Origin of the sequence: Verticiella sediminum (assembly GCF_007558815.1) — a bacterium.
GTDB classification, from domain to species: domain Bacteria; phylum Pseudomonadota; class Gammaproteobacteria; order Burkholderiales; family Burkholderiaceae_B; genus Verticiella; species Verticiella sediminum.
On the sequence record NZ_VLTJ01000020.1, the window covers coordinates 95,941 to 120,677 of the forward strand.

General features: G+C 69.0%; 23 protein-coding genes. 7 read left to right on the forward strand and 16 right to left on the reverse strand.

The genetic code is table 11. The features are described 5' to 3' along the window. Positions 1–150: 150 nt before the first annotated feature. The 14 genes from lepA to FOZ76_RS10155 all read right to left on the reverse strand — a co-directional run bounded on the left by lepA (position 151) and on the right by FOZ76_RS10155 (position 13,339). Positions 151–1,944: a translation elongation factor 4 gene (gene lepA, locus FOZ76_RS10090; protein ID WP_143948044.1), complete on the reverse strand. Its 1,794-nt coding sequence runs from the start codon at positions 1,942–1,944 to the stop codon at positions 151–153. A 397-nt stretch (positions 1,945–2,341) separates the two neighbouring features. Further along, positions 2,342–3,811, reverse strand: coding sequence for a Do family serine endopeptidase (locus FOZ76_RS10095; RefSeq protein ID WP_425473262.1), 1,470 nt, complete (start codon positions 3,809–3,811; stop codon positions 2,342–2,344). A gap of 236 nt (positions 3,812–4,047) precedes the next feature. After that, positions 4,048–5,043 (reverse strand): MucB/RseB C-terminal domain-containing protein, encoded by a 996-nt coding sequence (locus tag FOZ76_RS10100; protein ID WP_143948047.1) that lies wholly within the window; start codon positions 5,041–5,043, stop codon positions 4,048–4,050. A gap of 162 nt (positions 5,044–5,205) precedes the next feature. Beyond that, a complete protein-coding gene (locus FOZ76_RS10105) occupies positions 5,206–5,739 on the reverse strand; it encodes a sigma-E factor negative regulatory protein (protein WP_246129397.1) in 534 nt (177 codons plus the stop codon). Between the two features lie 77 nt (positions 5,740–5,816). Next, positions 5,817–6,416, reverse strand: a complete 600-nt coding sequence (gene rpoE / locus FOZ76_RS10110) for an RNA polymerase sigma factor RpoE (RefSeq protein WP_143948049.1) — start codon at positions 6,414–6,416, stop codon at positions 5,817–5,819. Next, entirely contained in the window at positions 6,413–6,775 is a 363-nt protein-coding gene (locus FOZ76_RS10115) for a hypothetical protein (protein ID WP_143948051.1), read from the reverse strand. Before FOZ76_RS10115 ends, rpoE begins: the two co-directional genes overlap by 4 nt. 1 nt (position 6,776) lies before the next feature. Continuing rightward, positions 6,777–8,006, reverse strand: coding sequence for a beta-ketoacyl-ACP synthase II (gene fabF / locus FOZ76_RS10120; RefSeq protein WP_143948052.1), 1,230 nt, complete (start codon positions 8,004–8,006; stop codon positions 6,777–6,779). 285 nt (positions 8,007–8,291) lie between these two features. Beyond that, the gene (gene acpP / locus FOZ76_RS10125) at positions 8,292–8,531 is read right to left on the reverse strand and encodes an acyl carrier protein (protein WP_143948054.1); all 240 of its coding nucleotides are present in this window, start codon (positions 8,529–8,531) and stop codon (positions 8,292–8,294) included. A gap of 135 nt (positions 8,532–8,666) precedes the next feature. Beyond that, positions 8,667–9,407 carry a 3-oxoacyl-ACP reductase FabG gene (gene fabG / locus FOZ76_RS10130; protein ID WP_143948055.1) on the reverse strand — a complete coding sequence of 247 codons (741 nt, stop codon included), beginning with the start codon at positions 9,405–9,407 and terminating at the stop codon, positions 8,667–8,669. A 19-nt stretch (positions 9,408–9,426) separates the two neighbouring features. Next, entirely contained in the window at positions 9,427–10,356 is a 930-nt protein-coding gene (gene fabD / locus FOZ76_RS10135) for an ACP S-malonyltransferase (protein WP_143948057.1), read from the reverse strand. A gap of 73 nt (positions 10,357–10,429) precedes the next feature. Further along, the gene (locus tag FOZ76_RS10140; RefSeq protein WP_143948059.1) at positions 10,430–11,419 is read right to left on the reverse strand and encodes a beta-ketoacyl-ACP synthase III; all 990 of its coding nucleotides are present in this window, start codon (positions 11,417–11,419) and stop codon (positions 10,430–10,432) included. Beyond that, positions 11,416–12,444 carry a phosphate acyltransferase PlsX gene (gene plsX / locus FOZ76_RS10145; protein WP_143948061.1) on the reverse strand — a complete coding sequence of 343 codons (1,029 nt, stop codon included), beginning with the start codon at positions 12,442–12,444 and terminating at the stop codon, positions 11,416–11,418. Before plsX ends, FOZ76_RS10140 begins: the two co-directional genes overlap by 4 nt. Before the next feature lie 29 nt (positions 12,445–12,473). Then, entirely contained in the window at positions 12,474–12,656 is a 183-nt protein-coding gene (gene rpmF, locus FOZ76_RS10150; RefSeq protein WP_143948063.1) for a 50S ribosomal protein L32, read from the reverse strand. A 71-nt stretch (positions 12,657–12,727) separates the two neighbouring features. Then, positions 12,728–13,339 (reverse strand): YceD family protein, encoded by a 612-nt coding sequence (locus FOZ76_RS10155; RefSeq protein ID WP_143948064.1) that lies wholly within the window; start codon positions 13,337–13,339, stop codon positions 12,728–12,730. Positions 13,340–13,857: 518 nt separating this feature from the next. On the opposite strand from FOZ76_RS10155, the gene FOZ76_RS10160 reads away from it, so the two are divergent. Together FOZ76_RS10160 and FOZ76_RS10165 are read left to right on the forward strand one after the other, a co-directional pair. After that, positions 13,858–14,472, forward strand: coding sequence for a Maf family nucleotide pyrophosphatase (locus FOZ76_RS10160; RefSeq protein WP_143948066.1), 615 nt, complete (start codon positions 13,858–13,860; stop codon positions 14,470–14,472). Continuing rightward, complete coding sequence (locus tag FOZ76_RS10165; protein WP_143948067.1) at positions 14,469–15,239, forward strand: SAM-dependent methyltransferase; 771 nt, start codon at positions 14,469–14,471, stop codon at positions 15,237–15,239. The genes FOZ76_RS10160 and FOZ76_RS10165 overlap by 4 nt, the downstream gene beginning before the upstream one ends. Positions 15,240–15,463: 224 nt before the next feature. Here FOZ76_RS10165 and FOZ76_RS10170 read toward each other — a convergent pair whose 3' ends face one another. Beyond that, the gene (locus FOZ76_RS10170) at positions 15,464–16,132 is read right to left on the reverse strand and encodes an HAD-IA family hydrolase (RefSeq protein WP_143948069.1); all 669 of its coding nucleotides are present in this window, start codon (positions 16,130–16,132) and stop codon (positions 15,464–15,466) included. Next, complete coding sequence (locus FOZ76_RS10175; RefSeq protein WP_246129398.1) at positions 16,129–17,121, reverse strand: RluA family pseudouridine synthase; 993 nt, start codon at positions 17,119–17,121, stop codon at positions 16,129–16,131. The genes FOZ76_RS10170 and FOZ76_RS10175 overlap by 4 nt, the downstream gene beginning before the upstream one ends. Before the next feature lie 655 nt (positions 17,122–17,776). On the opposite strand from FOZ76_RS10175, the gene FOZ76_RS10180 reads away from it, so the two are divergent. From FOZ76_RS10180 to phnE (FOZ76_RS10200), 5 genes are all read left to right on the forward strand, one after another. Further along, on the forward strand, positions 17,777–20,998 hold the full coding sequence (locus tag FOZ76_RS10180; protein WP_143948072.1) for an Rne/Rng family ribonuclease: 3,222 nt from the start codon (positions 17,777–17,779) through the stop codon (positions 20,996–20,998). A gap of 196 nt (positions 20,999–21,194) precedes the next feature. Next, a complete protein-coding gene (gene phnD / locus FOZ76_RS10185) occupies positions 21,195–22,166 on the forward strand; it encodes a phosphate/phosphite/phosphonate ABC transporter substrate-binding protein (RefSeq protein WP_143948074.1) in 972 nt (323 codons plus the stop codon). Beyond that, the gene (phnC, locus tag FOZ76_RS10190; RefSeq protein WP_211366181.1) at positions 22,163–23,044 is read left to right on the forward strand and encodes a phosphonate ABC transporter ATP-binding protein; all 882 of its coding nucleotides are present in this window, start codon (positions 22,163–22,165) and stop codon (positions 23,042–23,044) included. Before phnD ends, phnC begins: the two co-directional genes overlap by 4 nt. Next, entirely contained in the window at positions 23,041–23,862 is an 822-nt protein-coding gene (gene phnE / locus FOZ76_RS10195) for a phosphonate ABC transporter, permease protein PhnE (RefSeq protein WP_143948075.1), read from the forward strand. Before phnC ends, phnE (FOZ76_RS10195) begins: the two co-directional genes overlap by 4 nt. After that, complete coding sequence (gene phnE, locus FOZ76_RS10200) at positions 23,859–24,674, forward strand: phosphonate ABC transporter, permease protein PhnE (RefSeq protein WP_143948077.1); 816 nt, start codon at positions 23,859–23,861, stop codon at positions 24,672–24,674. The genes phnE (FOZ76_RS10195) and phnE (FOZ76_RS10200) overlap by 4 nt, the downstream gene beginning before the upstream one ends. The last annotated feature ends 63 nt before the right edge of the window (positions 24,675–24,737 follow it).

Genomic DNA, 24,737 nt, shown 5'->3' on the forward strand with positions numbered 1-24,737 from the left:
CCAGGTGCGGCGCCCGGTCGCGGTCGAACTCCGCCGCGGCATCCGCGACACGGCGCTGGCGCGCGGGCCGCAGCCAGGCCACATCCATCATCCACACGACGCCGGTGAGCACCAGCAGCACGAACAGGATCAGTGCGAAGTTCCAGCTCATTATTTGTCTTCTACCTGCAAAATGGCGAGGAAGGCTTCCTGCGGGATCTCGACGCTGCCGACCTGCTTCATGCGCTTCTTGCCAGCCTTCTGCTTCTCGAGCAGCTTCTTCTTGCGGCTGATGTCGCCGCCGTAGCACTTGGCGAGCACGTTCTTGCGCAAGGCCTTCACGTTCTCGCGCGCGATCACCTCGGCGCCGATGGCCGCCTGGATCGCCACGTCGTACATCTGGCGCGGGATCAGCCCGCGCATGCGCGTGACCACGTCGCGGGCGCGATGGCGCGCGTTGGCGCGGTGCACGATCACCGACAGCGCATCCACCCGATCACCGTTGATGAGCAGGTCGACCTTCACCACGTCGGCGCTGCGGTATTCCTTGAACTCGTAGTCCATGGACGCGTAGCCGCGCGAGACCGACTTCAGGCGATCGAAGAAGTCGAGCACGATCTCGGCCAGCGGGATCTCGTAGGTGAGGTGCACCTGCCGGCCGTGGTAGGTCATGTTGGTCTGGACGCCACGCTTGTTGGTGCACAGCGTGATGACCGGGCCGACGTATTCCTGCGGCATGAACAGCGTGACCGTGACGACCGGCTCGCGGATGTCGGCGATCTTGCCCACTTCGGGCATCTTGGACGGGCTGTCGACCATGATGACGCTGCCATCGCGCATCTCGACCTCGTAGACCACCGACGGCGCGGTGGTGATGAGGTCCATGTCGAACTCGCGCTCCAGGCGCTCCTGGACGATCTCCAGGTGCAGCATGCCGAGAAAGCCGCAGCGAAAGCCGAAGCCCAGCGCCTGCGAGACCTCGGGCTCGAACAGCAGCGCGGCGTCGTTGAGCTTGAGCTTCTCCAGCGAGTCGCGCAGTTGGTCGTACTCGCTGGACTCCACCGGGTAGAGCCCGGCGAACACCTGCGGCTTGACTTCCTTGAAGCCGGGCAGCGCCGCGGGCGCCGGCTTGCCGGCGAGCGTGATGGTGTCGCCCACCTTGGCGTGCGCGAGTTCCTTGATGCCGGCGATGATGAAGCCCACCTGGCCGGCCGACAGCGAATCGCGCGGTTGCGAGCGCGGAGTGAACACGCCGATCTGTTCGCACAGATGGGTGGCGCCCGCGGCCATGAGATGAATCTTGTCCTTGGGCTTCAAGGTGCCGTTGACCACGCGCACCAGCATGACCACGCCCACGTAGTTGTCGAACCAGGAATCGATCACCAGCGCCTGCAGCGGCGCGGTGGGATCGCCCTTGGGCGGCGGGATGCGCGCGACCACCGCCTCCAGGATGTCGTCGATGCCCATGCCGGTCTTGGCGCTGGCCGGGATGGCCTCGCTCGCGTCGATGCCGATGACTTCCTCGATCTCGGTGCGCGCGTTGTCGGGATCGGCCTGCGGCAGGTCCATCTTGTTCAGTACCGGCACCACCTCGACGCCCAGCTCGATGGCGGTATAGCAATTGGCCACGGTCTGCGCCTCGACGCCCTGCGAGGCGTCGACCACCAGGAGCGCGCCTTCGCAGGCCGACAGGGAGCGGCTGACTTCATACGAGAAGTCCACGTGTCCCGGGGTGTCGATGAGATTGAGGTGGTAGATCTGGCCGTCCTTGGCCACGTATTGCAGCGAGGCCGTCTGGGCCTTGATGGTGATGCCGCGCTCGCGCTCGAGATCCATGGAATCGAGCACCTGGGCTTCCATCTCGCGATCGGACAGGCCGCCGCAACGCTGGATCAGGCGATCCGCCAGGGTCGACTTGCCGTGATCGATGTGGGCGATGATGGAAAAATTGCGGATATGCTGCATGGGCGGTCAAATGACGAAAAAACCGCCGCGCCATGTCCGGGCTGCCGCTCCGCGAACGGATGCTGCAGTCTCGGGACGGCCCGGCGACGACACAAAGCCCCGGAGGCGGAGCCTTCGAGCTTGCCACCCCGAGGTGGCGTTCCTGCCTGTGGGCGGCCCTACGGTAAAACCATGGCCCTCCGGGCTGCGGCTTCGGCTGGCTCCCCGCAAGGGGCGTTGGCCTCGGGGCGGGCCCGGGCAAGAAAACAGGCGGGTATTGCGCGTGCCAGGCACGCTGGGCCGGCGCCGCGACCCCGGGACCTGGGTTCGTTCGCACAGCGCCTGGCGGGCTTTCCGAAAAAAAGCCCGCCAGGCGCTGTGCTGTGCCCAAAGCCGTCTTCGGGCACAGCCGGCTATTCTACCGCGCCGGGCGTACGGGAACCCACTGTGTCACGTCGCCGCGACGCACGAGCAGCACATGCGTACGGCTGGACTCGAGCTTGCCCACCAGCTCGTTGAACTGCTTGGCGTTGCTGACGTCGGTGTTGTTCACGCCGAGGATCACGTCGCCCGCAGCAATGCCCGCGCTCGCGGCCGCACCTTCGGCACGCTCCACGCGCACCCCGCCCTGCACGCGCAGTTCGTTGCGCTGGGCGTTGGTGAGGTCGGTCACGGCCAGGCCCAGGGCGTTGGTGGCTTGCTCCGGCGCGCCGGATTCCTTGCTGGCGCCCGCCGGCGGGGTGTCGGGCTCCATGCGATCGACTTCGATCTTCAGGTCGACCGTCTTGCCCTTGCGCCACACCTGGATGCTGGCGGCCGTGCCGGGCTTGGTGTTGCCCACCATGCGCGGCAGGTCGGACACGCGGCGCACGTCCTGGCCGTTGAACTTGAGCACCACGTCGCCGGCTTCGATGCCGGCGCGATCAGCGGGGCCGCCGCGCTCGACGCCGCTCACCAGCGCACCCTGGGCACGCTCCAGGCCGAGCGCGCGGCCAACCTCTTCGCTCACCTCGCCGACCTGCACGCCGATGCGCCCGCGCACCACCTGGCCGGTCTCGCGCAGTTGCTGCACCACGCGCATCGCCTCGTCGATGGGAATGGCGAGCGAGATGCCCATGAAGCCGCCGCTGCGCGAGACGATCTGCGAGTTGATGCCGACCACCTGGCCATTCAGGTTGACCAGCGGACCGCCGGAGTTGCCGGGGTTGACCGCTACGTCGGTCTGGATGAAGGGCAGATAGTCGCCGGTGTCGCGCCCGATCGCGCTGACGATGCCGGCGGTGACGGTCGAGTCCAGGCCGAACGGCGAACCGAATGCCAGTACCCATTCGCCCTTGCGCAGGGCCTTGGGTTCGCCGACGTTCAGCACCGGCGCGTCCTTGGTGTCGACCTTGATGAGCGCCACGTCGGTGCGCTGGTCCGAGCCGATGACTTCGGCCTTGAACTCGCGTCCGTCGGTCAGCGTGACCACGATGCCGTCGGCGCCGTCGACCACGTGGTGGTTGGTCAGGATGTAGCCGTCCTGGGAGATGAAGAAGCCCGAACCGACGCCGCGCGGCACGGAGCGCTCCTCGCCGCCACCGCCGGGAGGCGTCTGCGGCGGCGTGCCGGGCGGCACGTTGCGCCCGGGCGGCGCGAAATCGGGACCGAAGAACCAGCGGAACAGTTCATAGGGATCGCTGCCCCCGCCGGGGCCGCGGCCGGCGACGCGGATCGACGCCGTGGTCCGGATGTTCACCACGCCCGGGTCGACCTTCTCGACCACGGACGTGAAATCCGGCCCGACGACGGGCTGCGCCAGCACGGGTGACGCCACGGCCAGGGAAGCGCCGAGCAGCACGGCGCCACATGCTCGGCGCATCAACCGCATGAACATCAATGACATGATTCAACTCCAGCGTTGAAAGCAAGATGAGACGCCCCACGCCACGCCCGCACCCGCGGGCTGCGCCAGCCCTCTTGCGAAAGTCGGGAGCCTGCTCGCGCAAGCTGCGCTGCCCCCGCAAAGGGCGAACTCCTGCCTCGGGGCGGCTCGAGAACACGGCGACAGGAGACAGCGACCCGGCTGCGAAGGGCGGGCCCATCCTTGCGGAATGGGGACGCGGCCGCCCTGCGTCAAGTCGCTCATTGGATGAATTCGATAGCGTTCGCAATGCCCTGGACCGTGGCCAGCGGCACTTCGCCGATCACGGTCAACCAGAAATCGTCCAGTTGCCGACAATATACGCTCGTCGCGCCATACTCCGTCGGGCCCGGCGTGCGGGAGTCCGCCCCGCGGCGGTTCTCGATGAACACCGAGATCGCGGCGATACCGTCGGAGAGCAGCATCTGGCGCACGTGCTTGTCGTGCTTGAGCGTGCGCTCCATCTGGCTGAGGGGCACGAAGCCCTGCGGCGCCGGGATGCGCCAGCCCGCGGCGAGCAGATCGACCGGGTCGCCGGGCTGCACCTCGCGCCAGGCCGAGATGTCGTGCCTGGGCTCGACCAGGGCCGGGTCCACGTCCTTGCCGATGCGAACCTCCGAGAAGGCCACCTGCTCGAGCACCGCGCCGCTCGCGTCCACCGTCTGCGCCTTCAGCAGCAGGCCGCTCGCCTCGTCGACGCACAGCTCGTAGCCCCAGCGGGCGTCGTCGCGCGGCTGCACATGCAGCACGCGGCAGGCCCGCCCGGCCACCCGGCCGGTCTCGTCCTCGAGGGTGATCGCATAGTGCTGGGCCAGGGTCCGGGCCTCGCCATGGAAGAACACCGGGAAATGTTCGGTCTCGCGCTTTTCCACCAGCACCATGCGCAGCTCCGGATAGATGCTGCGCACCTCGTCGTTCAGGCGCAGGAACTCACGGTGAGGGCGCCCGTCGAGCGTCTCGACACGCTGGCGCTCGCCTTGCTTGTCGACCACGTGGGCCACCTGCGAGGAGGCCATCACGGCGCCCTGCTGGTAGGTGAAGACGCCGGCGTAATCCAGGGCATGGGCAGCGCGCTTCATGTGTTCCATGAGTTCGACGCCACGCGGATCGGACTCGGCAGCCTGGACGGATACATGTACACAGCAGGCCGCGAGCAGGAGCGCCAGAGCGCTGCGCCACGCGCGGTTCGGCAACCGATATCGTAGAGTCAATGCCATCTAGCCTCCGCCCGGCCGCCCGAAGGAGGCTGAAGCCCCCCGGGGGGCAGCGAACGTAGTGAGGAGCGTGGGGGTCGTGTCAGCCTCCGCCCGGCCGCCCGAAGGAGGCTGAAGCCCCCCCGGGGGGCAGCGAACGGTAGTGAGCGTGGGGGTCGTTTCATCCTAGCGTTGGGCCACGTCCAGGCTGGCCTGCGTCCCCATGCCGCCCATGCCCGCCAGCAGCCGGTGGGCATCGAAGTAGTCGGCCAGTTGCGGCGTCAGGGTGCCGCTGGCGGATGCGGTCGCCGTACGCGTGGCGGACTGGCCGGCGCTGGCCTGCAGCACACCTGTCGTGGGCGCGATATAGGGCTGCGCGACCCAGGTCACGACGGCCACGGCGGCCGCCAGCGCGGCGCCCGGCACGACGTAGCGCAGGCCATGGCGGCGCGCCGGCCGCGGCTGCGGCGCCACGATCGCAGGCTCGTCGGCCAGCGCGCGCGACATGCGCTCGGCGAAACCGCCGGACGGGTGCGCCAGCCCCTCGGAGCGCATGACGTCGCCGATCAGGTGGAAGGTATCCCAGTCGCGGGCCAATCCGGGGTGGCCACGCAGGCTCGCGGGCATCTCGTCTTCGCCGTCCATGAAGGCGGACAACGCGAGCAATGCCGCTTCGGCTCGATCCTCGGTGGCATCGTCGCGCATACGCACTGCGTTCATGACGTTACTCCTCACATTTCAGCCCGCTATGACCGGGCCGAGACGAAGTGGTTCAATGGGTGCCGGGCGCGGTGGGGCTACCATCGTTTGTCGTCCGGAGTATCCAGCAAAGGGCGCAAGCGCCCCGCGATGGCTTCGCGCGCGCGAAAGATCCGCGAGCGCACCGTGCCGATCGGACACCCCATGGTCTGAGCGATCTCGTCATAGCTCAGGCCCTCGATCTCGCGCAGCACGATGGCCGTGCGCAACTCTTCCGGCAAGGCATCGATCGCCTGATTGACGGTCTCGGCGATCTCGCGGCTGGCGAAGGCGGCCTCAGGGGTGTGGATATCGCTTAGGTTGTCGGTCTCGTCAAAAGTTTCGCCCTCCTCGGACTCGTACTGTTGACTGCCCGAAGGCCGCCGCCGGCTGGCCACCAGATAGTTCTTGGCGGTGTTCACGGCAATGCGATAGAGCCAGGTGTAAAAGGCGCTCTCGCCCCGGAACTGCGGCAGCGCGCGATAGGCCTTGATGAAGGCCTCCTGCGCCACGTCCTCGACCTCGACCGGATCGCGGATGAGGCGCGAGAGCAGGCGCATGATCTTGCGCTGGTACTTGAGGACGAGCAACTCGAAGGCCTGCTTGTCGCCCCGCTGTACACGCTCGACCAGGGCGGCGTCGGCGTCGCGTTCGCTCACGGCGCCCGCCTCCCTGGATGCGGCGCAGCGCTGGCGCACCAGCGCGCCGCGATCTGCAGGCGGCGCCAGGTATCGGCGTCATAGCCCGGCCGCCAGAGCGTCACGCGCACGCGCCGCGCATGGCGCGCACGCGCGCTGCGCGAGTGAACCGGGCCGCCCACGCTCAACCAGGCGCGCGCCGGCCCGAAATCCAGCCGATCGGGGCGGATCGAGAGCCAGCCGCCGCCGGGCTGCTGCAGGTGCCAGACGCCGGAAGCTTCCACGCGGACCCGGCGTGCGCGCCATGGCCAGGCACGGCGCACGGCGACGGCCGCGATACCGGGAAAGGAGAACGCTGCTGCGCCTGCGGGCTGGGTCAAGTTACACCCGGCGAACCAGCATCGAACCGTTGGTACCGCCAAAGCCGAACGAATTGGAGAGCGCGCAGTCGATCTGCATGGGCCGCGCCTCGTTGGCGCAGTAGTCCAGGTCGCACTCCGCATCCTGGTTGAAGATGTTGATGGTGGGCGGCGAGATCTGGTGATGCACGGCCAGCGTGGTGAACACCGCCTCGATGCCCCCCGCCGCGCCCAGCAGGTGGCCGGTCATGGACTTGGTGGAGTTCACGACGAGCTTGCGCGCGTGGTCGCCGAAGGCCAGCTTGAGCGCCTCGGTCTCGTTCTTGTCGCCCAGCGGCGTGGACGTGCCGTGCGCGTTCACGTACTGCACGTCTTCGGGATTGATGCCGGCGTTGGCGAGCGCATTCAGCATGCCGCGGCGCGGGCCGTCGCGATCCGGCGCGGTGATGTGATGCGCATCGGCGCTCATGCCGTAACCGGAGAACTCGCCGTAGATGCGCGCGCCGCGCGCCTTGGCGTGCTCGTATTCCTCGAGCACCAGCACCCCGGCGCCCTCGCCCAGCACGAAGCCGTCGCGATCCTTGTCCCAGGGGCGCGAGGCCGTGGTCGGATCGTCGTTGCGCGTGGACAGCGCCCGGGCCGCGGCAAAGCCGCCGATGCCCAGCGGCGACACCGTGGACTCGGCGCCGCCGGCGAGCATGACATCGGCGTCGCCGTACTCGATCAGCCGGGCCGCGTCGCCGATGCAATGCAGCCCGGTGGTGCAGGCCGAGACCACCGAATAGTTCGGGCCCTTCATGCCGTACAGGATCGAGAGCTGACCGGAGATCATGTTGATCAGCGAACCGGGCACGAAGAAGGGCGAGATGCGGCGCGGGCCGCGAGCCATCAGCTCGGCGTGGGTTTCCTCGATGCGCGGCAGGCCGCCGATGCCGGAGCCGACCACCACGCCGATGCGGGTGGCGTTCTCCTCGGTGACCTCCAGGCCGCTGTCGCGCCAGGCCTGCGCGCCGGCCGCGATGCCGTAATGGATGAAGGTGTCCATCTGCCGCGCTTCCTTGGCAGGGATGTAGGCACCGATGTCGAAATCGCGGACTTCGCCCGCGATGTGACAGTTGAAGGGGGTCGCGTCGAAACGGGTGATCGTGCCGATACCCGAGCGCCCGTTGACGATGTTGTCCCAGGCCGTCTTGATGTCGTTGCCAACGGGGGAGACGATCCCAAGGCCAGTGATCACGACACGTCGCTTCACAGAACACTCCTCGCGAGGGCTGCGGCCCCTGCGTAAATTCTTATCAAAACCCCGGGCCAACGCAGACAGGCGGCATGAGACTCCCCGCGCCGCCTGGCTGCGTCCGCATTCACGCCGGAGCGCCCGCCGCCTTGACGGCCGGCAAAGCACCAGACCCGGACCTCGAACCCCTTGGGGGAGCGTCCCGGCGCTGCGCGTGGCGCCCCCGACTGCTGCGTGGCGGTACCGGCGGCTTGCGCCACCGGGCCGGATCTGACGGGCAGGCGCGCCGCCTGCCGTGTGGTTTTACTTCTTGAGGTTGGCGCTGATGTAGTTCAGCACGAGCTGCACCGTGGTGAGCTTCTCGGCCTCTTCGTCGGGGATCTCGGTCTCGAACTCGTCTTCGAGGGCCATGACGAGTTCCACCATGTCGAGCGAATCGGCACCCAGGTCGTCAACGAAAGAAGATTCGTTCTTCACTTCGGCTTCATTGACGCCGAGTTGTTCAGCGACGATTTTCTTTACGCGCTGTTCGATGCTTTCCATGCAGATCTCCAAAGGTCAAATCTTGCGAATTATAGCCAAGTGCCGCAGGCTGCAGCAGCGGGCTGTGGTGGCACATTGCCGTTCTTTGCACGCTTTCCGCCTGCCGCGCCCGGATCGGCGCGGCAGGCGGGTGATTCAATTCATGTACATGCCGCCGTTGACATGCAGCGTGGCGCCGGTCACGTAGCCCGCGCCGGCAGAGCACAGGTAGGCGACGGCGTGCGCGATGTCCTCGGGCGCGCCGAGGCGGCCCAGGGGAATCTGGCTCATCAGCGCGTCGGTCTGGCCTTCGCCCAGCGCTCGTGTCATGTCGGTGTCGATGAAACCGGGTGCGATGCAATTGACTGTGATGTTGCGGCTGCCCAGTTCGCGCGCCAGGGCGCGCGTCATGCCGGCGACGCCCGCCTTGGCCGCCGCGTAGTTCGCCTGGCCCGCGTTGCCGCTGGCCCCCACCACCGAGGTGATATTGACGATCCGGCCCCAGCGCGCCTTCATCATGCCCTTCATGACGGCGCGCGACAAGCGAAACACGGCGGTGAGGTTGGTGTCGATGACCGCGCCCCAGTCGTCGTCCTTCATGCGCATCGCCAGCGTATCGCGGGTGATGCCGGCGTTGTTGACGAGGATCGCCGGGCCGCCGGCTTCGGATTTGCCGATCTCGGCGATCAGCGCGTCGACGGCGCCCGCGTCGGTGACATCGAGCACCACACCGCGCCCGCCATGCGGCGCGAGCGCTTCGGTGACGGTCCGGGCGCCCGCTTCACTGGTGGCCGTACCGACAACCAGCGCGCCGCGGGCGGCGAGTTCCAGTGCGATGGCGCGGCCGATGCCGCGCGTGGCGCCGGTGACGAGGGCAGTCTTGCCTTGCAGTTCCATGATTGTCCTTCGCTGCGGTTCAGGCGAGCGCGGCCAGAGCCGCGTCCAGCGAGGCCGGATCGGTGATGGCGAGCGCGGTGAGATCGCCGTCGATGCGCTTGACCAGGCCGGTCAGCACCTTGCCCGGGCCGCATTCGACGATATGGGTGACGCCCTGGGCCTTCATGGCCTGGACGGTCTCGACCCAGCGCACCGGATGCCAGGCCTGGCGCACCAGCGCATCGCGCACCTGGACGGGATCGCCTGGGGCTGCGACGTCGACGTTGTTGATGACGGGCACCTTCGGCGCCTGCAGCGCGGCCTCGGCCAGCGCCGTGGCCAGCACGTCGGCCGCGGGGCGCAGCAGGCTGCTGTGAAACGGCGCCGAGACCGGCAACGGCAGCGCGCGCTTGGCGCCGGCGGCCTTGGCCGCCTGGCAGGCGCGCTCGACGGCCGCCTTGTGCCCGGCGATCACGACCTGGGCCGGCGCATTGAAGTTGACGGCTTCGACCACCTCGCCCTGGGCCGATTCGGCGCAGACCCGGCGCACCGTGTCGTCGTCCAGGCCGAGGACCGCGGCCATGCCGCCCTGCCCCACCGGTACCGCCGACTGCATGGCGTCGGCGCGGATGCGCACCAGGCGCACACCGTCCTCGAGCGACAGCGCGCCGGCGGCAACCAGGGCGGTGTATTCGCCCAGGCTGTGGCCGGCCATGATGTCGGGCGTGCGCCCGCCCGCGGCCTGCCAGGCTGCGTAGACGGCGGCGCCCACGGTCAGCATGACCGGCTGGGTGTTGGTGGTGAGGTTCAGGTCTTCGGCCGGACCCTTGGCGATCAGGCCCGCGATGTCCTGACCCAGCGCCTGCCCGGCGCGCGCCAGCACATCGGCCACGGCGGCGTTGCCGGCGAAGGCATCGAGCATACCTGCCGACTGCGACCCCTGGCCGGGAAAGACGAAAGCAACTTTCATGGAGATCCCCGATGGCGCGCGCTGGCCTGCCGCGCCACCCCCGACGGCGTGACGCGGCGGCTACGCGTCGATGTTATAGACGGGCCAGCACGCTGCCCCAGGTGAAACCGCCGCCCACGCCCTGCATGAGCACGAGCTGGCCGGGCTGGACGCGCCCGTCGCGGCGGGCGGCGTCGAACGCCAGCGGCACGCTGGCCGCCGAGGTGTTGGCGTGCTGGTCGACGGTGACGACGACGTTCTCGGCGGGCAGCGCGAGCTTGCGCGCGAGCGCATTGATGATGCGCACGTTGGCCTGGTGCGGCACGGCCCAGCGGATGTCTTCCAGCGCCACGCCGGCAGTCGCGCAGGCCTCGCGGGCCGACTGCGCGAGCACGTTGACGGCGAGCTTGAACACCGCCTGGCCATCCATGCGCAGGAACGGGTCGCCGGTCACCTCGCCGTAGGCCACATTGCCCGCCGCGCACAGGATCCTGGTTTGCGAACCGTCGGCGTGCAGGTTCGCGGCGAGCACGCCGGGCGCCTGCGGACCCTCGTCCGCGCTCGCCTTGAGCACGACCGCGCCGGCGCCATCGCCGAACAGCACGCAGGTGCCGCGATCGTTCCAGTCGAGAATGCGGGAAAAGACTTCGGCGCCGATCACCAGCGCGCAGCGTGCGCGGCCGGCGGCGATCAGCGCGTCGGCGGTGGTGAGCGCGTACACGAAGCCGCTGCACACGGCCTGCACGTCGAACGCGGCGCCGCCGGCGATGCCCAGTTGCGACTGCACCAGGCAGGCCGTGCTCGGAAAGACGTAGTCGGGCGTGGACGTGGCGACGATGATGAGATCGACCTCATCGGCCGCGACGCCGGCATCGCGCAGGGCGCTGCGCGCGGCCTCGGTCGCCAGCATGCTGGTGGTGACGCCGCGCTCGGCCAGATGGCGCTGGCGGATGCCGGTGCGCTCGACGATCCATTCGTTGGAAGTCTCGACGCCGCGCTCGGCCAGTTCGGCCGCGAGCATGTCGTTGGTCACAATGCGCGGCGGCAGAAAGCTGCCGCTGCCGGCGATCACGGATCGGGTCATTGCCGAGTCTCCTCTGCGCGTTTCGTGAGTTGGGCCACGGCCAGCGCAGTCCGTTCCTGCAGCCCGCCCGCCACGGCGTCGTAGGCGCGCTGCAGCGCCCAGCCGAACGCATAGGCGTCGGCCGAGCCATGGCTCTTGACCACCACGCCGCGCAGCCCGAGCAGCGCCGCGCCATTGTAGCGGCGCGAATCGACCTGCTCGCGAAAGCGGTTGAGCACCGGCGTGGCGAGCACGCCGGCCGCCATGGTGAGCGGCGTGCGACGGAATTCCTGGCGGATCATGGTCGAGATCATCCGTGCCAGACCTTCGGTGGCCTTCAACACGACGTTGCCGACGAAGCCGTCGCAGACGACCACGTCGACCGTGTCCTGGAAGATCTCGTTGCCTTCGACGTTGCCATGGAAGTTGAGCGTGCTGGCGCGCAGCATCTCCGCGGCTTCCTTGACGACGTCGTTGCCCTTGATGACTTCTTCGCCGACGTTGAGCAGGCCCACGCGCGGACGCTCGACCTGCTCCACCGCCGACACCAGGGCCGAGCCCATGATCGCGAACTGGAGCAGGTGCTCGGCCGTGCAATCCACGTTGGCGCCCAGGTCGAGCACCGTGGTGGCCCCGCCATGCCCGTTGGGGATGGAGGCGGTGAGCGCCGGGCGGTCGATACCGTCCAGCATCTTGAGCACATAGCGCGTAATGGCCATCCAGGCGCCGGTGTTGCCGGCCGACAGGCAGGCGTCCGCCTGCCCTTCCTTGACCAGGGTGGCCGCCACGCGCATGGACGAGTCCTTCTTGCGGCGCAAGGCGACCTCGACCGGGTCGTCCATCTCGACGACTTCGGAGGCGGGCACGATGCTCACGCGCCCGCGCACGTCGGCAGGCGCCGAGGCGAGCTGCGCCTCGATGCCGTCAGGCCGGCCGACCAGCAGCAGCCTGACGCCCGGTTGACGCTCGCAGAACGCCACGGCGGCGGGAACGGTCACGGGCAAGCCGTGATCGCCCCCCATGCAATCAATCGCAATACGGATCATGTCCGCGAGCGCAGCCGGTGCCGCCGGGATTATTCGTCGTTCTTGGTCTTGAGGACCTTGCGGCCACGGTAGAAACCGTTGGGCGAGATGTGGTGACGCAGGTGCAGCTCACCGGTGGTCGGTTCGACGGCGGTGGGCGGGTTGGTGAGGAAATCGTGCGAACGGTGCATGCCGCGCTTGGAGGGCGATTTCTTGTTTTGCTGAACAGCCATGATGACTCCTGGAAAACGGCGCGCATTTTACGCGATGCAGGCCGCAATGGTTAAACGACAACAAACCCGGATCACTCCGGCTTGAGCTTGCCCTTGAGGCCAGCCAGACCGGCGAACGGATGCGGCTTCTCTTCTTCCACCGCTTCCTCTCCGGCTTCCTTGGTGAGCGGCCCGGACGGACACACGTCGTGCCGCGCAATGTAGGGCAGCTCCAGGATGATTTCATCCTCGACCTGTGCCAACACGTCGAAACGCCCCGTGCCGAGCACTTTGTCATACTCGTCCTGCAGGGCCGCGTCGGCCTGGGCGTCGTCGACCTCGAGTTCGGCTTCCGAGCGCACCAACTGCAGAACCGCCTCGCCGCTGAGCGGCCAAGCGAAAACTTCCAGACAACGCTGGCAGATCACCTGGGGCGCAGCCTGCACCTCCAGACACAGCAGCGCCTGCCCGTGCGGGCCGGTTTCCCCCCGCAGCGTCCAATGGGCCAGCCCGTCCTGCGACGGCAGGTCCTCGGCCAGCCGCGCGAACGAGGCGAGCGGCGTCTCGCCGCTCAGGACCGCGCCACGCCGGGAAACATCGAACGCATCGATGTAGCGCGGCGCGGACTTGGCGCCGCGCGCTGCGGCGCCACTGGCCTGCGGCACGCTTGCGTCGGCAGCACCATCGCGCTTGGAATCGACCATGATATGCCTGGATGAATGGGCCGCGCCCGCCTGCGCCCCGCCTTGAACGAACCCGTCGCAGCGAGAACGCTACTCGGCGCACCATCGGGATCGGGGTCGGCACCGGACAACACCTGCCAGGCCGCCCGGCAAAGCCGGCGCAGGGACAAGTAAGGAACCGATACCCGCGGGACCGACACCCGCCGGCCACCGAAGCAGCCGGCGCACCGCCGTGCGCACCGAGACCGGGAGCAAAGAGCCGAAGGGCCAACAGGGCCAGAACGAGGCACTCAGCGACAGGCTAGCAGCGCCCGGCGAGAAAGCCTATCCCTAGTCCCTGCCTTTTTTACCCTTCCGGCTTTTACCGTTCCGGATGACGACGCCTTCGCGGTGCCTCACCCTCTGTTGCCTCACCCCGACTACCGAGCCACCGGCCTGAACGCCCTTGACCCCAAAACCAAAAGCGTAAAATGATAGCCCGAAAGCGAATCCAACGTCAAAGTTTCTTCACCGACGCCGACTCACCCGCCCCAGCTCCCATGCCCGATTCCACGCCCCGCCTCATCCTCGGCTCGACCTCGCGCTATCGGCGCGAGCTGCTCGAGCGCCTGCGCCTGCCGTTCGAGGTCGTCGCGCCACTGGTCGACGAAACACCGCTGCCGGGCGAGGCGCCGGCCGATCTGGCCATGCGCCTGGCCGTGGCCAAGGCGCGCGCCGTCGCAGCCCAGCACCCGGATGCCGTGGTGATCGGCTCGGACCAGGTCGCGCTGTGCGAGGGCACGGTGCTCGGCAAGCCCGGCAGCTTCGAGCGCGCGCTCGAGCAACTGCGCCTGATGAGCGGGCGCGAGGTGGTATTCCACTCGGCCCTGGCCGTAGTGCGCGGCGAGCGCGTCAGCTCCGAGGACGTCATGACGCACTGCCGCGTGCGCGAGCTCGACGAGGCCAGCCTCGTCGCCTACCTGCGCGCCGAGACGCCGTACGACACCGCCGGCAGCGCCAAGGCCGAGGCGCTGGGCATTGCGCTGATGGCAAGCATACGCAGCGACGACCCGACCGCCCTGATCGGCCTGCCGCTGATCGCGCTGACGCGCATGCTGGTCGATGCCGGCATCGACCCGCTGCGCTCGGCGGCGCCGCGCGAGGGCGCCGCATGACGGGCCCGCGACAGGCGCCCGGCACCCGGACCGACACCACCTGCGCGCCAGGCACCGCGGGCCTGGGCCGCCTGCACCTGATCCCGGTCGGGCTGGGCGACGCGCCGGTTGCCCGCTGGCTGCCGCCGGAGGCCCAGGCGGCCGCGGCCGGCCTTTCCATCTACATCGCGGAAAACGCCAAGGCCGCGCGGGCCTTCCTGAAGCAGATCGGCACCGAGCGCCCGCTGCAGGAAATCACCGTCCACGCCCAGGACGCCGACACCCCGGTCGCCGACATCCGGCAATGGCTGGCGCCCTTGCGGCAGGGCCGGGACATCGGCCTAGTGTCCGACGCCGGCTGCCCCGCGGTGGCGGACCCCGGCGCCCGGGTGGTCGCGGCCGCCCACGCCATGGGCGCCGAGATCCAGCCCTGGGTGGGCCCCTCGTCCATCCTGCTCGGCCTCATGGCCAGCGGCCTGGACGGCCAGCGCTTCGCCTTCCACGGCTACGCCCCCGTGCAGGAAGGCGAGCGCGCCCGCCAGATCAAGGCCTGGGAACAGCACTCGATGCGCCACAAGCAGACCCAGCTTTTCATCGAGACTCCCTACCGCAACCGCGCCATGTTCGACACGCTGCTGCAGACGCTGCGCGGCGACACTCGCCTGTGCGTCGCGCGCGCACTCACCACCGAGCAGCAATGGGTGCGCACGCGCACCATTGCCGAATGGAAGCAGCACCCGGCGCCCGCGCTGGACAAGCAGCCGACGCTGTTCCTGTTCCTGGGGTAGAGGCCACCCTCCGGCCACTGACGTGGCCACCTCCCTTGAAGGGAGGCTGCGCGCGCCCTCCGGGCGGCCGCGCGGGCGCGCGCTTACCCCCGCATTGAATTGCGCTGGTGCTTGATGCGAGGGGCCGAAGGGATTGATCAGCACCCGCACAGGATCGATGGGCTGCGCAGGTGGTGAGCGCCCATGTGGAGAGGATGCCTGGGCAGGCCGGGCGTCCTTTCCACTCAGTCGGAGAACGCCGGTTTGACGCGCGGGGTCAGCCAGTCGGCCATTTCGGCGACGCTGTGGACCAGGGCGGTGGGCGCACAGGCCTGCAGTTCGGCGAGCGGGTGGGCGCCGTAGCTCACACCCAGGCCATGGACGCCGGCGTTGGCGGCCATGGTCAGGTCGTGCGAGGTGTCGCCGATCATCAGGGTGCTCTGCGGCGCGACGCCCAGTTCGTCCATCAGCTCGAGCAGCATGGCCGGGTGGGGCTTGGAATGCGTTTCGTCGGCACACCGCGTGGCGTCGAAGCGGCGCAGCAGCCCGGTGGCCTCCAGCGCCCGGTTCAAACCCTGGCGGCTTTTGCCGGTGGCCACCGCGATGTAGCTGCCTGCGGCCGCCAGGCGTTCCAGGAGGCTTTCCACCCCCTCGAAAAGCCGCAGCTCCGGATCGCGGGTGAGATAGTGGTACCGGTAGCGTTCGGCAAATGACCGCCACTGCTCGGGCTTCAGATCCGGCACGGCGGTGCGCAGCGCATCGGCCAGGCCGAGCCCGATCACCCAGCTCGCCGCTTCGTCCGGCGGCACGGGCAGGGACATGTCGCGGCAGGCGCCCTGGATGGCGGCCACGATGGCCGGCGTCGAATCCATCAGCGTGCCGTCCCAGTCGAACACGACGAGCGAGTAGTTCATGCGGAATCCTTGTCGGTGGCGCGCGCCGGCGGCACGCGCGCTGCGCCCTGGCGCAACTGGACGAGTGTGTCGGCGCAGGCCGGCGGCAGCGGCGCCTCGAGCGCGAGCGGCTCGCCGCTCAGGGGGTGGGCCAGCGCCAGCGAATGCGCGTGCAGGAACATGCGGCGCAGCCCGTAGCGCCTGGCGAAGAGGTCGCGCACGGCGTCCTCGCCGTATTTGTCGTCGCCGACGATCGGAAAGCCGCTGGCGGCCAGGTGCACGCGGATCTGGTGCGTACGGCCGGTACGCAGCTCCGCCTCGACCAGGGTGTACCCGCCATAGCGCTCGCAGGCGCCGACGATGGTGTGCGCGCTCAGACCGGCGTCATCGACGCGCACGCGCCGCTCGCCGCTCTTGGTGGTCCACTTCAGCAAAGGCAGGCGGATGTGCTGGCGCGCGTTCTGGAAGTCGCCCTGGACCAGCGCGTAGTATTTCTTGGTCGAGCGCCCCTCGCGCAGCATGGCGTGCAGCGCCACCAGGGCGCTGCGCTTCTTGGCCAACATCAGCAGGCCGGAAGTCTCGCGATCGAGCCGATGCGCCAGTTCCAGAAAGCGCGCCTCGGGGCGCGCCGCGCGCAACTGCTCGATGACGCCGAAGGCCACCCCGCTGCCGCCGTGCGCGGCCACGCCGGCGGGCTTGTCGATCACGAGCAGCGCATCGTCCTCGTACACCACCGGGAAGCGGCCCGCCGGGACGAAGCGCGGCGCCTGAGTGGGCAGACGCAGCGGCGGCACGCGCACCAGGTCGCCGGCCTGGATGCGGTAGTCCACCGGCACCCGGCCGCGATTGACGCGGACCTGCCCGCCGCGGATCGCCTTGTAGAGATGGCTCTTGGGTACCCCCTTGCACAGCCGCAACAGGAAGTTGTCCAGGCGCTGCCCATCGTGCTCGGCGTCGATCTCGACGAGGCGGGCGGCGGGCGCGGCGGGCGCTAGGGGCTTTGTTTGCACGATGCGGAAAGCGGCATATAATCGTGAGGCCTGAAACGAGTGTCAGGCGGGGGTTGCAACGCGCCCTGGCGTCGAGACGCGCAATCCAGTCATGTGAAAAAATAACGATTCACGACTGTTGCCGTCGTCTCCGTCGGCGCGCTGGCATTGGGGCGACACGCATTGTACCGCCCACCCGCCCGATTCTCGACGGGCCGTCTCGGCCGCCAATCGTCGCCACTCGGTACAACCGAACGCCATTCCCGGTGTCGGCGATGCGCTCTTTTGCCGACGCAGCAATTCCGTAACCGTCGTACATACACCCCGCGCCCGGCCCCGCACCATCGTGAACCCTTCGCGATATGCACCGAGCGCTCCGCCGGCTCGCAGCCCCTGACATGACCTTACGCGCGTCATCGTTCCGTCACCGCTTCCTGCGCGCCCTCGCGCGGGCGGGTCGGACGATCACGCGCCGTGCCGGCTCGCCGGCCGCGCATTCCGTGTCAGGACCTGGCTCCCCTCCCTGTTCTTTCGCGCCCGCCGGCGCAACGTATCCGCCCGTTCCTGACGGGGCGCGCTGACGCGCGCAGGTTTGGTTTGCCCGTCGGCCATGCCGGATGGCCCGCAAGGCGGTGCGTCGAACATCGACGCGCCAACCTTACGGAGAAGCACATCCATGAAGCGCATGCTGTTCAATGCAACGCACCAGGAGGAACTGCGCGTTGCCATCGTCGATGGGCAGAAGCTCATCGATCTCGACATCGAGACTGCCGGGCGCGAACAACGCAAGGGCAACATCTATAAAGGTGTCATCACCCGCGTCGAGCCCAGCCTGGAAGCCTGCTTCGTCAACTACGGCGAAGAGCGCCACGGTTTCCTGCCGTTCAAGGAAGTCGCCCGTTCCTACTTCAAGGAAGGCGTCGACGTGCGCGGCGCCCGCATCCAGGACGTCCTGCGCGAAGGCCAGGAGATCATCGTCCAGGTCGAGAAGGAAGAGCGCGGCAACAAGGGCGCGGCCCTCACCACCTTCATCTCGCTGGCCGGCCGCTACCTGGTCCTGATGCCCAACAACCCGCGCGGCGGCGGCGTATCGCGCCGCGTCGAGGGCGAGGACCGCCAGGAGCTGCGCGAAGCGATGGACCAGCTCGACGTGCCGCAAGGCATGAGCCTGATCGCACGCACCGCCGGCATCGGGCGCAATGTCGAAGAGCTGCAGTGGGACCTGTCCTACCTGATGCAGCTCTGGCGCGCCATCGAGAGCGCCGCCAGCGAGAACGCCGGCCCGGTCCTGATCTATCTGGAATCCAGCCTGGTCATCCGCGCCATCCGCGACTACTTCTCGCCCGACATCGGCGAGATCCTGATCGACACCGACGAAATCGCCGAGCAGGCCACCGCGTTCATGAGCGTGGTGATGCCGGACAACGTGCAGCGCGTCAAGCGCTACCGCGACGACGTGCCGCTGTTCTCGCGCTTTCAGATCGAACACCAGATCGAGACCGCGTACTCGCGTACCGTGCCCCTGCCCTCCGGCGGCGCCGTGGTGATCGACCACACGGAAGCGCTGGTCGCGGTCGACGTGAACTCGGCGCGCGCCACGCGCGGCAGCGACATCGAGGAAACCGCGCTGCGCACCAACCTCGAAGCCGCCGAGGAAGTCGCCCGCCAGTTGCGCCTGCGCGATCTGGGCGGCCTCATCGTCATCGACTTCATCGACATGGAAGACAGCCGCAACCAGCGCGCTGTCGAGCAGTGCCTGCGCGAGTCCCTGCACGTCGATCGCGCGCGCGTACAGATGGGCAAGATCTCGCGCTTCGGCCTGATGGAGCTGTCGCGCCAGCGCCTCCGCCCGGCGTTGAACGAGGGCTCGCACATCACCTGCCCGCGCTGCAACGGCACCGGCGTGATCCGCGACACCGAATCCTCCGCCCTGCACGTGCTGCGCCTGCTGCAGGAAGAGTCCATGAAGGACAACACCGCGGCGGTGCACGCCCAGGTGCCGGTCGAAGTCGCCACCTTCCTGCTCAACGAGAAGCGCGGCGACATCGCCAAGCTCGAAGCCCGTCTCAAGGTCAACGTGGTGCTGATTCCCAACAAGCACCTCGAGACGCCGCACCACCACCTGGAACGCCTGCGCCACGACGATCCGCGCCTGGAAGAAGCCAAGTCCAGCTTCGAGCTGGTCGAAGCGCCCAGCACGATCATGGACTGGGTGCCGCCGGGCGCCGATGTCAAGGTCAAGCCGGAAGCGCTGGTCAAGGGCATTACGCCCTCCCAGCCGGCGCCCACGCCGTCCCAGCCCGTGCCGGCAGCCGCGGCCGCCGCCGCCCCGGCCATCATGGAACGTCCGCCCAAGAGCTTCCTGCGCCGCCTGGCGTCGTGGCTGGGCCTGGAGAGCGCCCCGGCCCCCGTGGAAGCCGCGCCCGCCGCGCCGGCAGCCCCCGCTGCCAAGTCTGAAGGACAGGGCCGCCGCGGTGGCCGTCAGGGCGAACGCGGCAACGGGAACCGTCGCCCGCCGCGCCGCGCCGAGGACGGTGCCGCCCGTGCCGAGCGGGCGCCGCGCACCGAGCGCAGCGAACGCGGCGAGCGCGTGGAAAAAGCCGACAAGGCCGAGCGCAGCCGCCGCTATGACGCCGACCAGCTCGACCTGAGCGCCGAGCGCACGTCCGCCGAACTCGCCGAAGCCGCCGAAGGCCAGGACGCGCGCGGCGCGCGTGGCCGCCGCGGCCGTCGCGGCGGTCGCCGTGACGAGGCGCGCGCCGAGCGCACCGACGAGGCCGTGCAAGCCATCGATACCGCGGCCGGCGCCAGCGTCGCCGCCACGGCCGAGATTGCCGCCGCAGCCCCCGCCGCGCTCGCGCCGGAGAAGAAGCTGGCCGACATGGACTTGCCCGACCTCGAACTCGCGCCGTCGGCCGACATCGAGGAAGGCGCCGAGGAAGGTGGCGAGTTCGCCACCACCGACGAGAACGGCGAACCGGAACGCGCGCGCCGCCGTCGCCGCCGCGGCCGTCGCGGACGTCGTTCGGGTGAGGTCGAGGGCAGCGCCGACCAGGCAACCGAGGGCGGCGACGCCCCGGCCGCCGAGCCAGCCGATGCCGCCGCCCTGCCCGTGGCCGCGGCGACTGCGGTGAGCACGGTCGGCATCGCCGCCCATGACGTGAACGAAACCGCCGCCCCGGCAGCCGAACGGCCCGCAGCCGGCGACCTGCCGGCCTCCGAGCCCGTGGCCGCGACCCCGGCCACGCCGGCGAGCCCGGTCGAAACGGCTTCCACGGCCGCGCCGGTGCAGGCCGACGTCTCCGAGCCTGTGGCTGTCGAGCCCGAGCCCGTGCAACCGGCGGCGACGGTGTCCGCCGCTGCTGCTACCGCGGCCCAACCGGCCGCCGCCGAAGCACCGGCTGCGCCGGCGAACGCAGCGCCTGCCGCACCCGCCGCCGAAGAGGTCCAACGCGCGCCGGCGCCCGAGGCCGCAAGCGCCTCGCCGCAAGCCCCGGAGGCGTTCACGCCGGATGCCGAGCCCCACGCGGCGCCGGCCGTCTCGCCGGCCGACACCATCGCCCCGGAAGATGCCGTGCCCCATGCGCCGGCGCATCCGGCCGAAGCCGCCCAGGGCGTCACGGAGCCCGTCGCGCCGGCATCGATGCCCGCCGCCGCGCCTACGGCACAGCAACCGGCGCAGCAGCCGGCAACGGCCAGCGCCGCGGCCCCCGGCCTGCACGCCGCAGTCGAAGCCGCCGGCATGCAGTGGATCGAGACCGACCCGGCACGGCTCGCCGCCATCCGGGCCGAGATCGCCAGCGCCCCGCGCGCCACGCACCCTCCGCGTGAACGCAAGCCGGCGCCGGTCGTGGCCAACGAGCCGCTGATCCAGGTCGAGACCCGCCGGCAAGGCTGACCGCAGCCCTCCTCGCGGCCCAAGCCCTGCGCGACGTCTGTCGTGCAGGGCTTTTTTCTTGCATCTTGCTTTCAAAATGGGCAAAACCCCCGGCACTTTCCGGTATTTTGCCGTCAACCCGTTTATGCGTCGGCGTCACGGGCTTGTCACATGAGGTATCCACAATACGTGGACTCCTCATGACAGGTCCGACGACATGAAACAGTTTCTCAGTCTCTCGCTGGTGGGTGTTGCTTGCGCCTTTGGCGCGCCGGCTTTCGCAGCGGAATGCCCGCGCGGCGCCCTGGACGCCAAATTCTGCGACGTGGACGACGACATGGTGGCGGACGCGCCGACCGACCCGAAGCAATGGGTCGACCCCGGCACCCTGATCTTCGCCTATACCCCGGTCGAGGATCCCGAGGTCTACCGCGGCGTGTGGGACGAATTCCTGCGCCACATGGAGAAAGTCACCGGCAAGAAGGTCCAGTTCTTCCCGGTGCAGTCCAACGCGGCCCAGCTCGAGGCCATGCGTTCCGGACGGCTGCACGTGGCGGGCTTCAACACCGGCAGCAATCCTCTCGCGGTGAACTGCGCCGGCTTCGTGCCCTTCACGATGATGGCCGACAAGCAGGGCGTCTATGGCTACGAGATGGAGATCATCGTGCCGGCCGCCAGCCCGGTGCAGAGCATCGAGGAGCTCAAGGGCAAGACCATCGCCTTCACGTCGCAGACCTCGAATTCCGGCTACAAGGCGCCCTCGGCGCTGCTCGCCAGCAATTACGGCATGCAGGCCGACAAGGACTACAAGACCGCCTTCTCCGGCAAGCACGACAATTCGATCATCGGCGTGGCAAACGACGACTACGATGCCGCCGCAGTGGCGAACTCGGTGCTCAACCGCATGGTCGCGCGCAACGCGGTGGACTCGGCCAAGCTGCGCAGTATCTACAAGTCGCAGTCCTTTCCCACCACCGGCTACGGCTACGTCTATAACCTCGAGCCCGGGCTCGCCGCCAAGGTCAAGGACGCCTTTTTCACGTTCGACTGGGAGGGTAGCGCCCTGCTGAAGGAATTCGGCAAGTCCGAGCCGGCACAGGAAGCCTTCATCCCCATCACCTACAAGGAACACTGGGCGGTGGTGCGTGGCATCGATCAAGCCATGAACGTGTCTTACGCCTGCCAATGAGCACGCCAGCCCGACCCGCCGCGCTGCTCGAACTGCAGGGGCTGGCCAAACGCTACCCCGGCGGCGAGCTTGCCCTGGACCGGGTCGATCTCGCCGTGCCGGCGGGTCAGGTGCTTGCCCTGATCGGGCCTTCGGGCGCGGGCAAGAGCACCCTGATCCGCTGCATCAACCGCCTGGTCGAGCCCAGCGGCGGCGACGTGCTGCTGCAGGGCCGCAGCCAGTTGCGCCTGGGCGCGCGCGAGCTGCGCCTGGCACGCCGTCAGCTAGGCATGATCTTCCAGGAGTACGCCCTGGTCGAGCGCCTGACGGTGATGGAGAACGTGCTCTCCGGACGGCTGGGATACACCGGCTTCTGGCGAAGCTGGGCCCGGCGCTTTCCCGCCGTGGACGTGGGCCGCGCGTTCGAGCTGCTCGAACGCGTCGGTCTGACCGGTTTCGAGAACAAGCGTGCCGATGCGCTGTCTGGAGGACAGCGCCAGCGCGTGGGCATCGCCCGCGCGCTGATGCAGGAACCGCTGCTGCTCCTGGTCGACGAGCCTACCGCCAGCCTGGACCCGCGCACCTCGCGCCAGATCATGCGGCTGCTGTGCGAGATCTGCCGCGAACGCGGGCTGTCGGCCATCGTCAACATCCACGACGTCGGTCTCGCCGCGCAGTTCGCCGACCGTATCGTCGGCCTGCGCAAGGGGCGGCTGGTCTATGACGGAAAGCCCGCCGGCTTGACCCCGGAGGTGCTGACCGAGATCTACGGCCAGGAGGACTGGCAGACCGCGGGACACGCCGACGATGCTGGCCAGATCGCGGACGGCGCCGCCGCCGGCGCGCCGCCATCCGACGCCCGCAGCGCCGCCTGGCACTCGGCCCCGACACCCGCATGAACCCGCCGATCCCGAGCCGCCCCGCGCCGCCACCGGCGCAGTGGCGCAAACCGCCGTTCATCCGGTCGGTGCGTTGGCGTGCCCTGCTCCTGCTTCTCGTCCTCGCCTACCTGGTGGCCGCCTTCGCGTCGATTTCGGTCGACTGGACACGGGTGGCGCAGGGCCTGGTACGCGGATGGCGCTTCGTGGCGGCCTTCGCCGAGCCGGACTTCGTCAGCCGTTGGCGGGAGATCAGCGAGGGCCTGCTCGAGAGCCTGGCCATGGCCGTCGCCGCCACCGCTCTGGGCGTGCTGCTGAGCATTCCCGTCGGCCTCGGCGCGGCGCGCAACCTCAGCCCGCTGCCGGTGTATCTCGCATGCCGCGGCTTCATCGCAGTGACGCGGGCGTTTCCCGAACTCATCATTGCCATCCTGCTGGTCAAGATGTTCGGCTTCGGCCCGCTCGCCGGCATGATCACGCTGGTGATCGCCTCCATGGGCTTTCTCGGCAAGCTGCTGGCCGAGGAGATCGAGACGGCGGATCGCGGCCAGCTCGAAGCCGTGCGCGCCACCGGCGCGCGCTGGCCGCAGTGGATCGTGTACGCGGTGCAGCCGCAGGTCATGCCGCGCCTGATCGGCTTGTCGCTGTATCGCCTGGACATCAACTTTCGCGAAGCCGCGATCATCGGCATCGTCGGCGCGGGCGGCATCGGCTCGACGCTCAACACTGCCTTCGACCGCTATGAGTTCCAGACCGCCGCCGCGATCCTGCTGCTGATCATCGGCATCGTGATGCTCTGCGAGTACGCCTCGGGCCACGTGCGCCGGAGGTTCCTGTGAGCGGCCGTCCCGTCGAGCCCGCGCCGATCTGGCAGCGCCGCACGGCGGCCGCGCAGCGCTGGTCCTGGCTGTGCTGGGCCGGCGCCGCCCTGATTTTCGCGGCAAGCTGGAAGCTCGTCTCGGACAACACGATCTGGGCCTTTGCCGCCGACGCCCCGGCCGCCGGGTGGGACATGGTGTCGCGCATGTGGCCGCCGCGCTGGAGCTACCTCGGCCAGCTTCTGCGACCGCTCTGGGACACGCTGAACATCGCCACCCTGGGCACGGCGCTGGGCACGTTGATCGCCGTTCCGCTGGCGTTCCTGGCGGCACGCAACACGACCCCGAGCCGCTGGCTGATGCGTCCGCTGGCGCTCACCATCATCGTCGCGTCGCGATCGATCAACTCGCTGATCTGGGCGCTGCTCCTGGTGACCGTGGTCGGACCGGGCGTGCTCGCCGGCATCATCGCCATCGCCCTTCGCTCGATCGGCTTCATCGGCAAGCTGCTGTACGAGTCGATCGAGGAAATCGACGTCGGCCAGGTGCAGGCCATCAGCGCCACCGGGGCGAGCCGGTGCCAGGTGCTGAGCTATGCCGTGATGCCGCAGATCATGCCGACCCTGGTCGGCACGACCGTCTACCGCTGGGACATCAACATCCGCGAGTCGACGGTGCTCGGCATCGTCGGCGCGGGCGGCATCGGCCTGCCGCTGGCCGCGTCGGTCGACACCCTGGCGTGGCCTCAGGTGACAGTCATCTTCGCCGCGATCCTGCTCACCGTGTTTGCGGCCGAATGGGTATCGCTGCGGGTCCGCCAGGCTCTGATCTGATGGCTTGCACCCGGGCCCGGAGCCCGGGAAAGGCTGTGGACTGCAGGTCAGACCCGGTTGCGG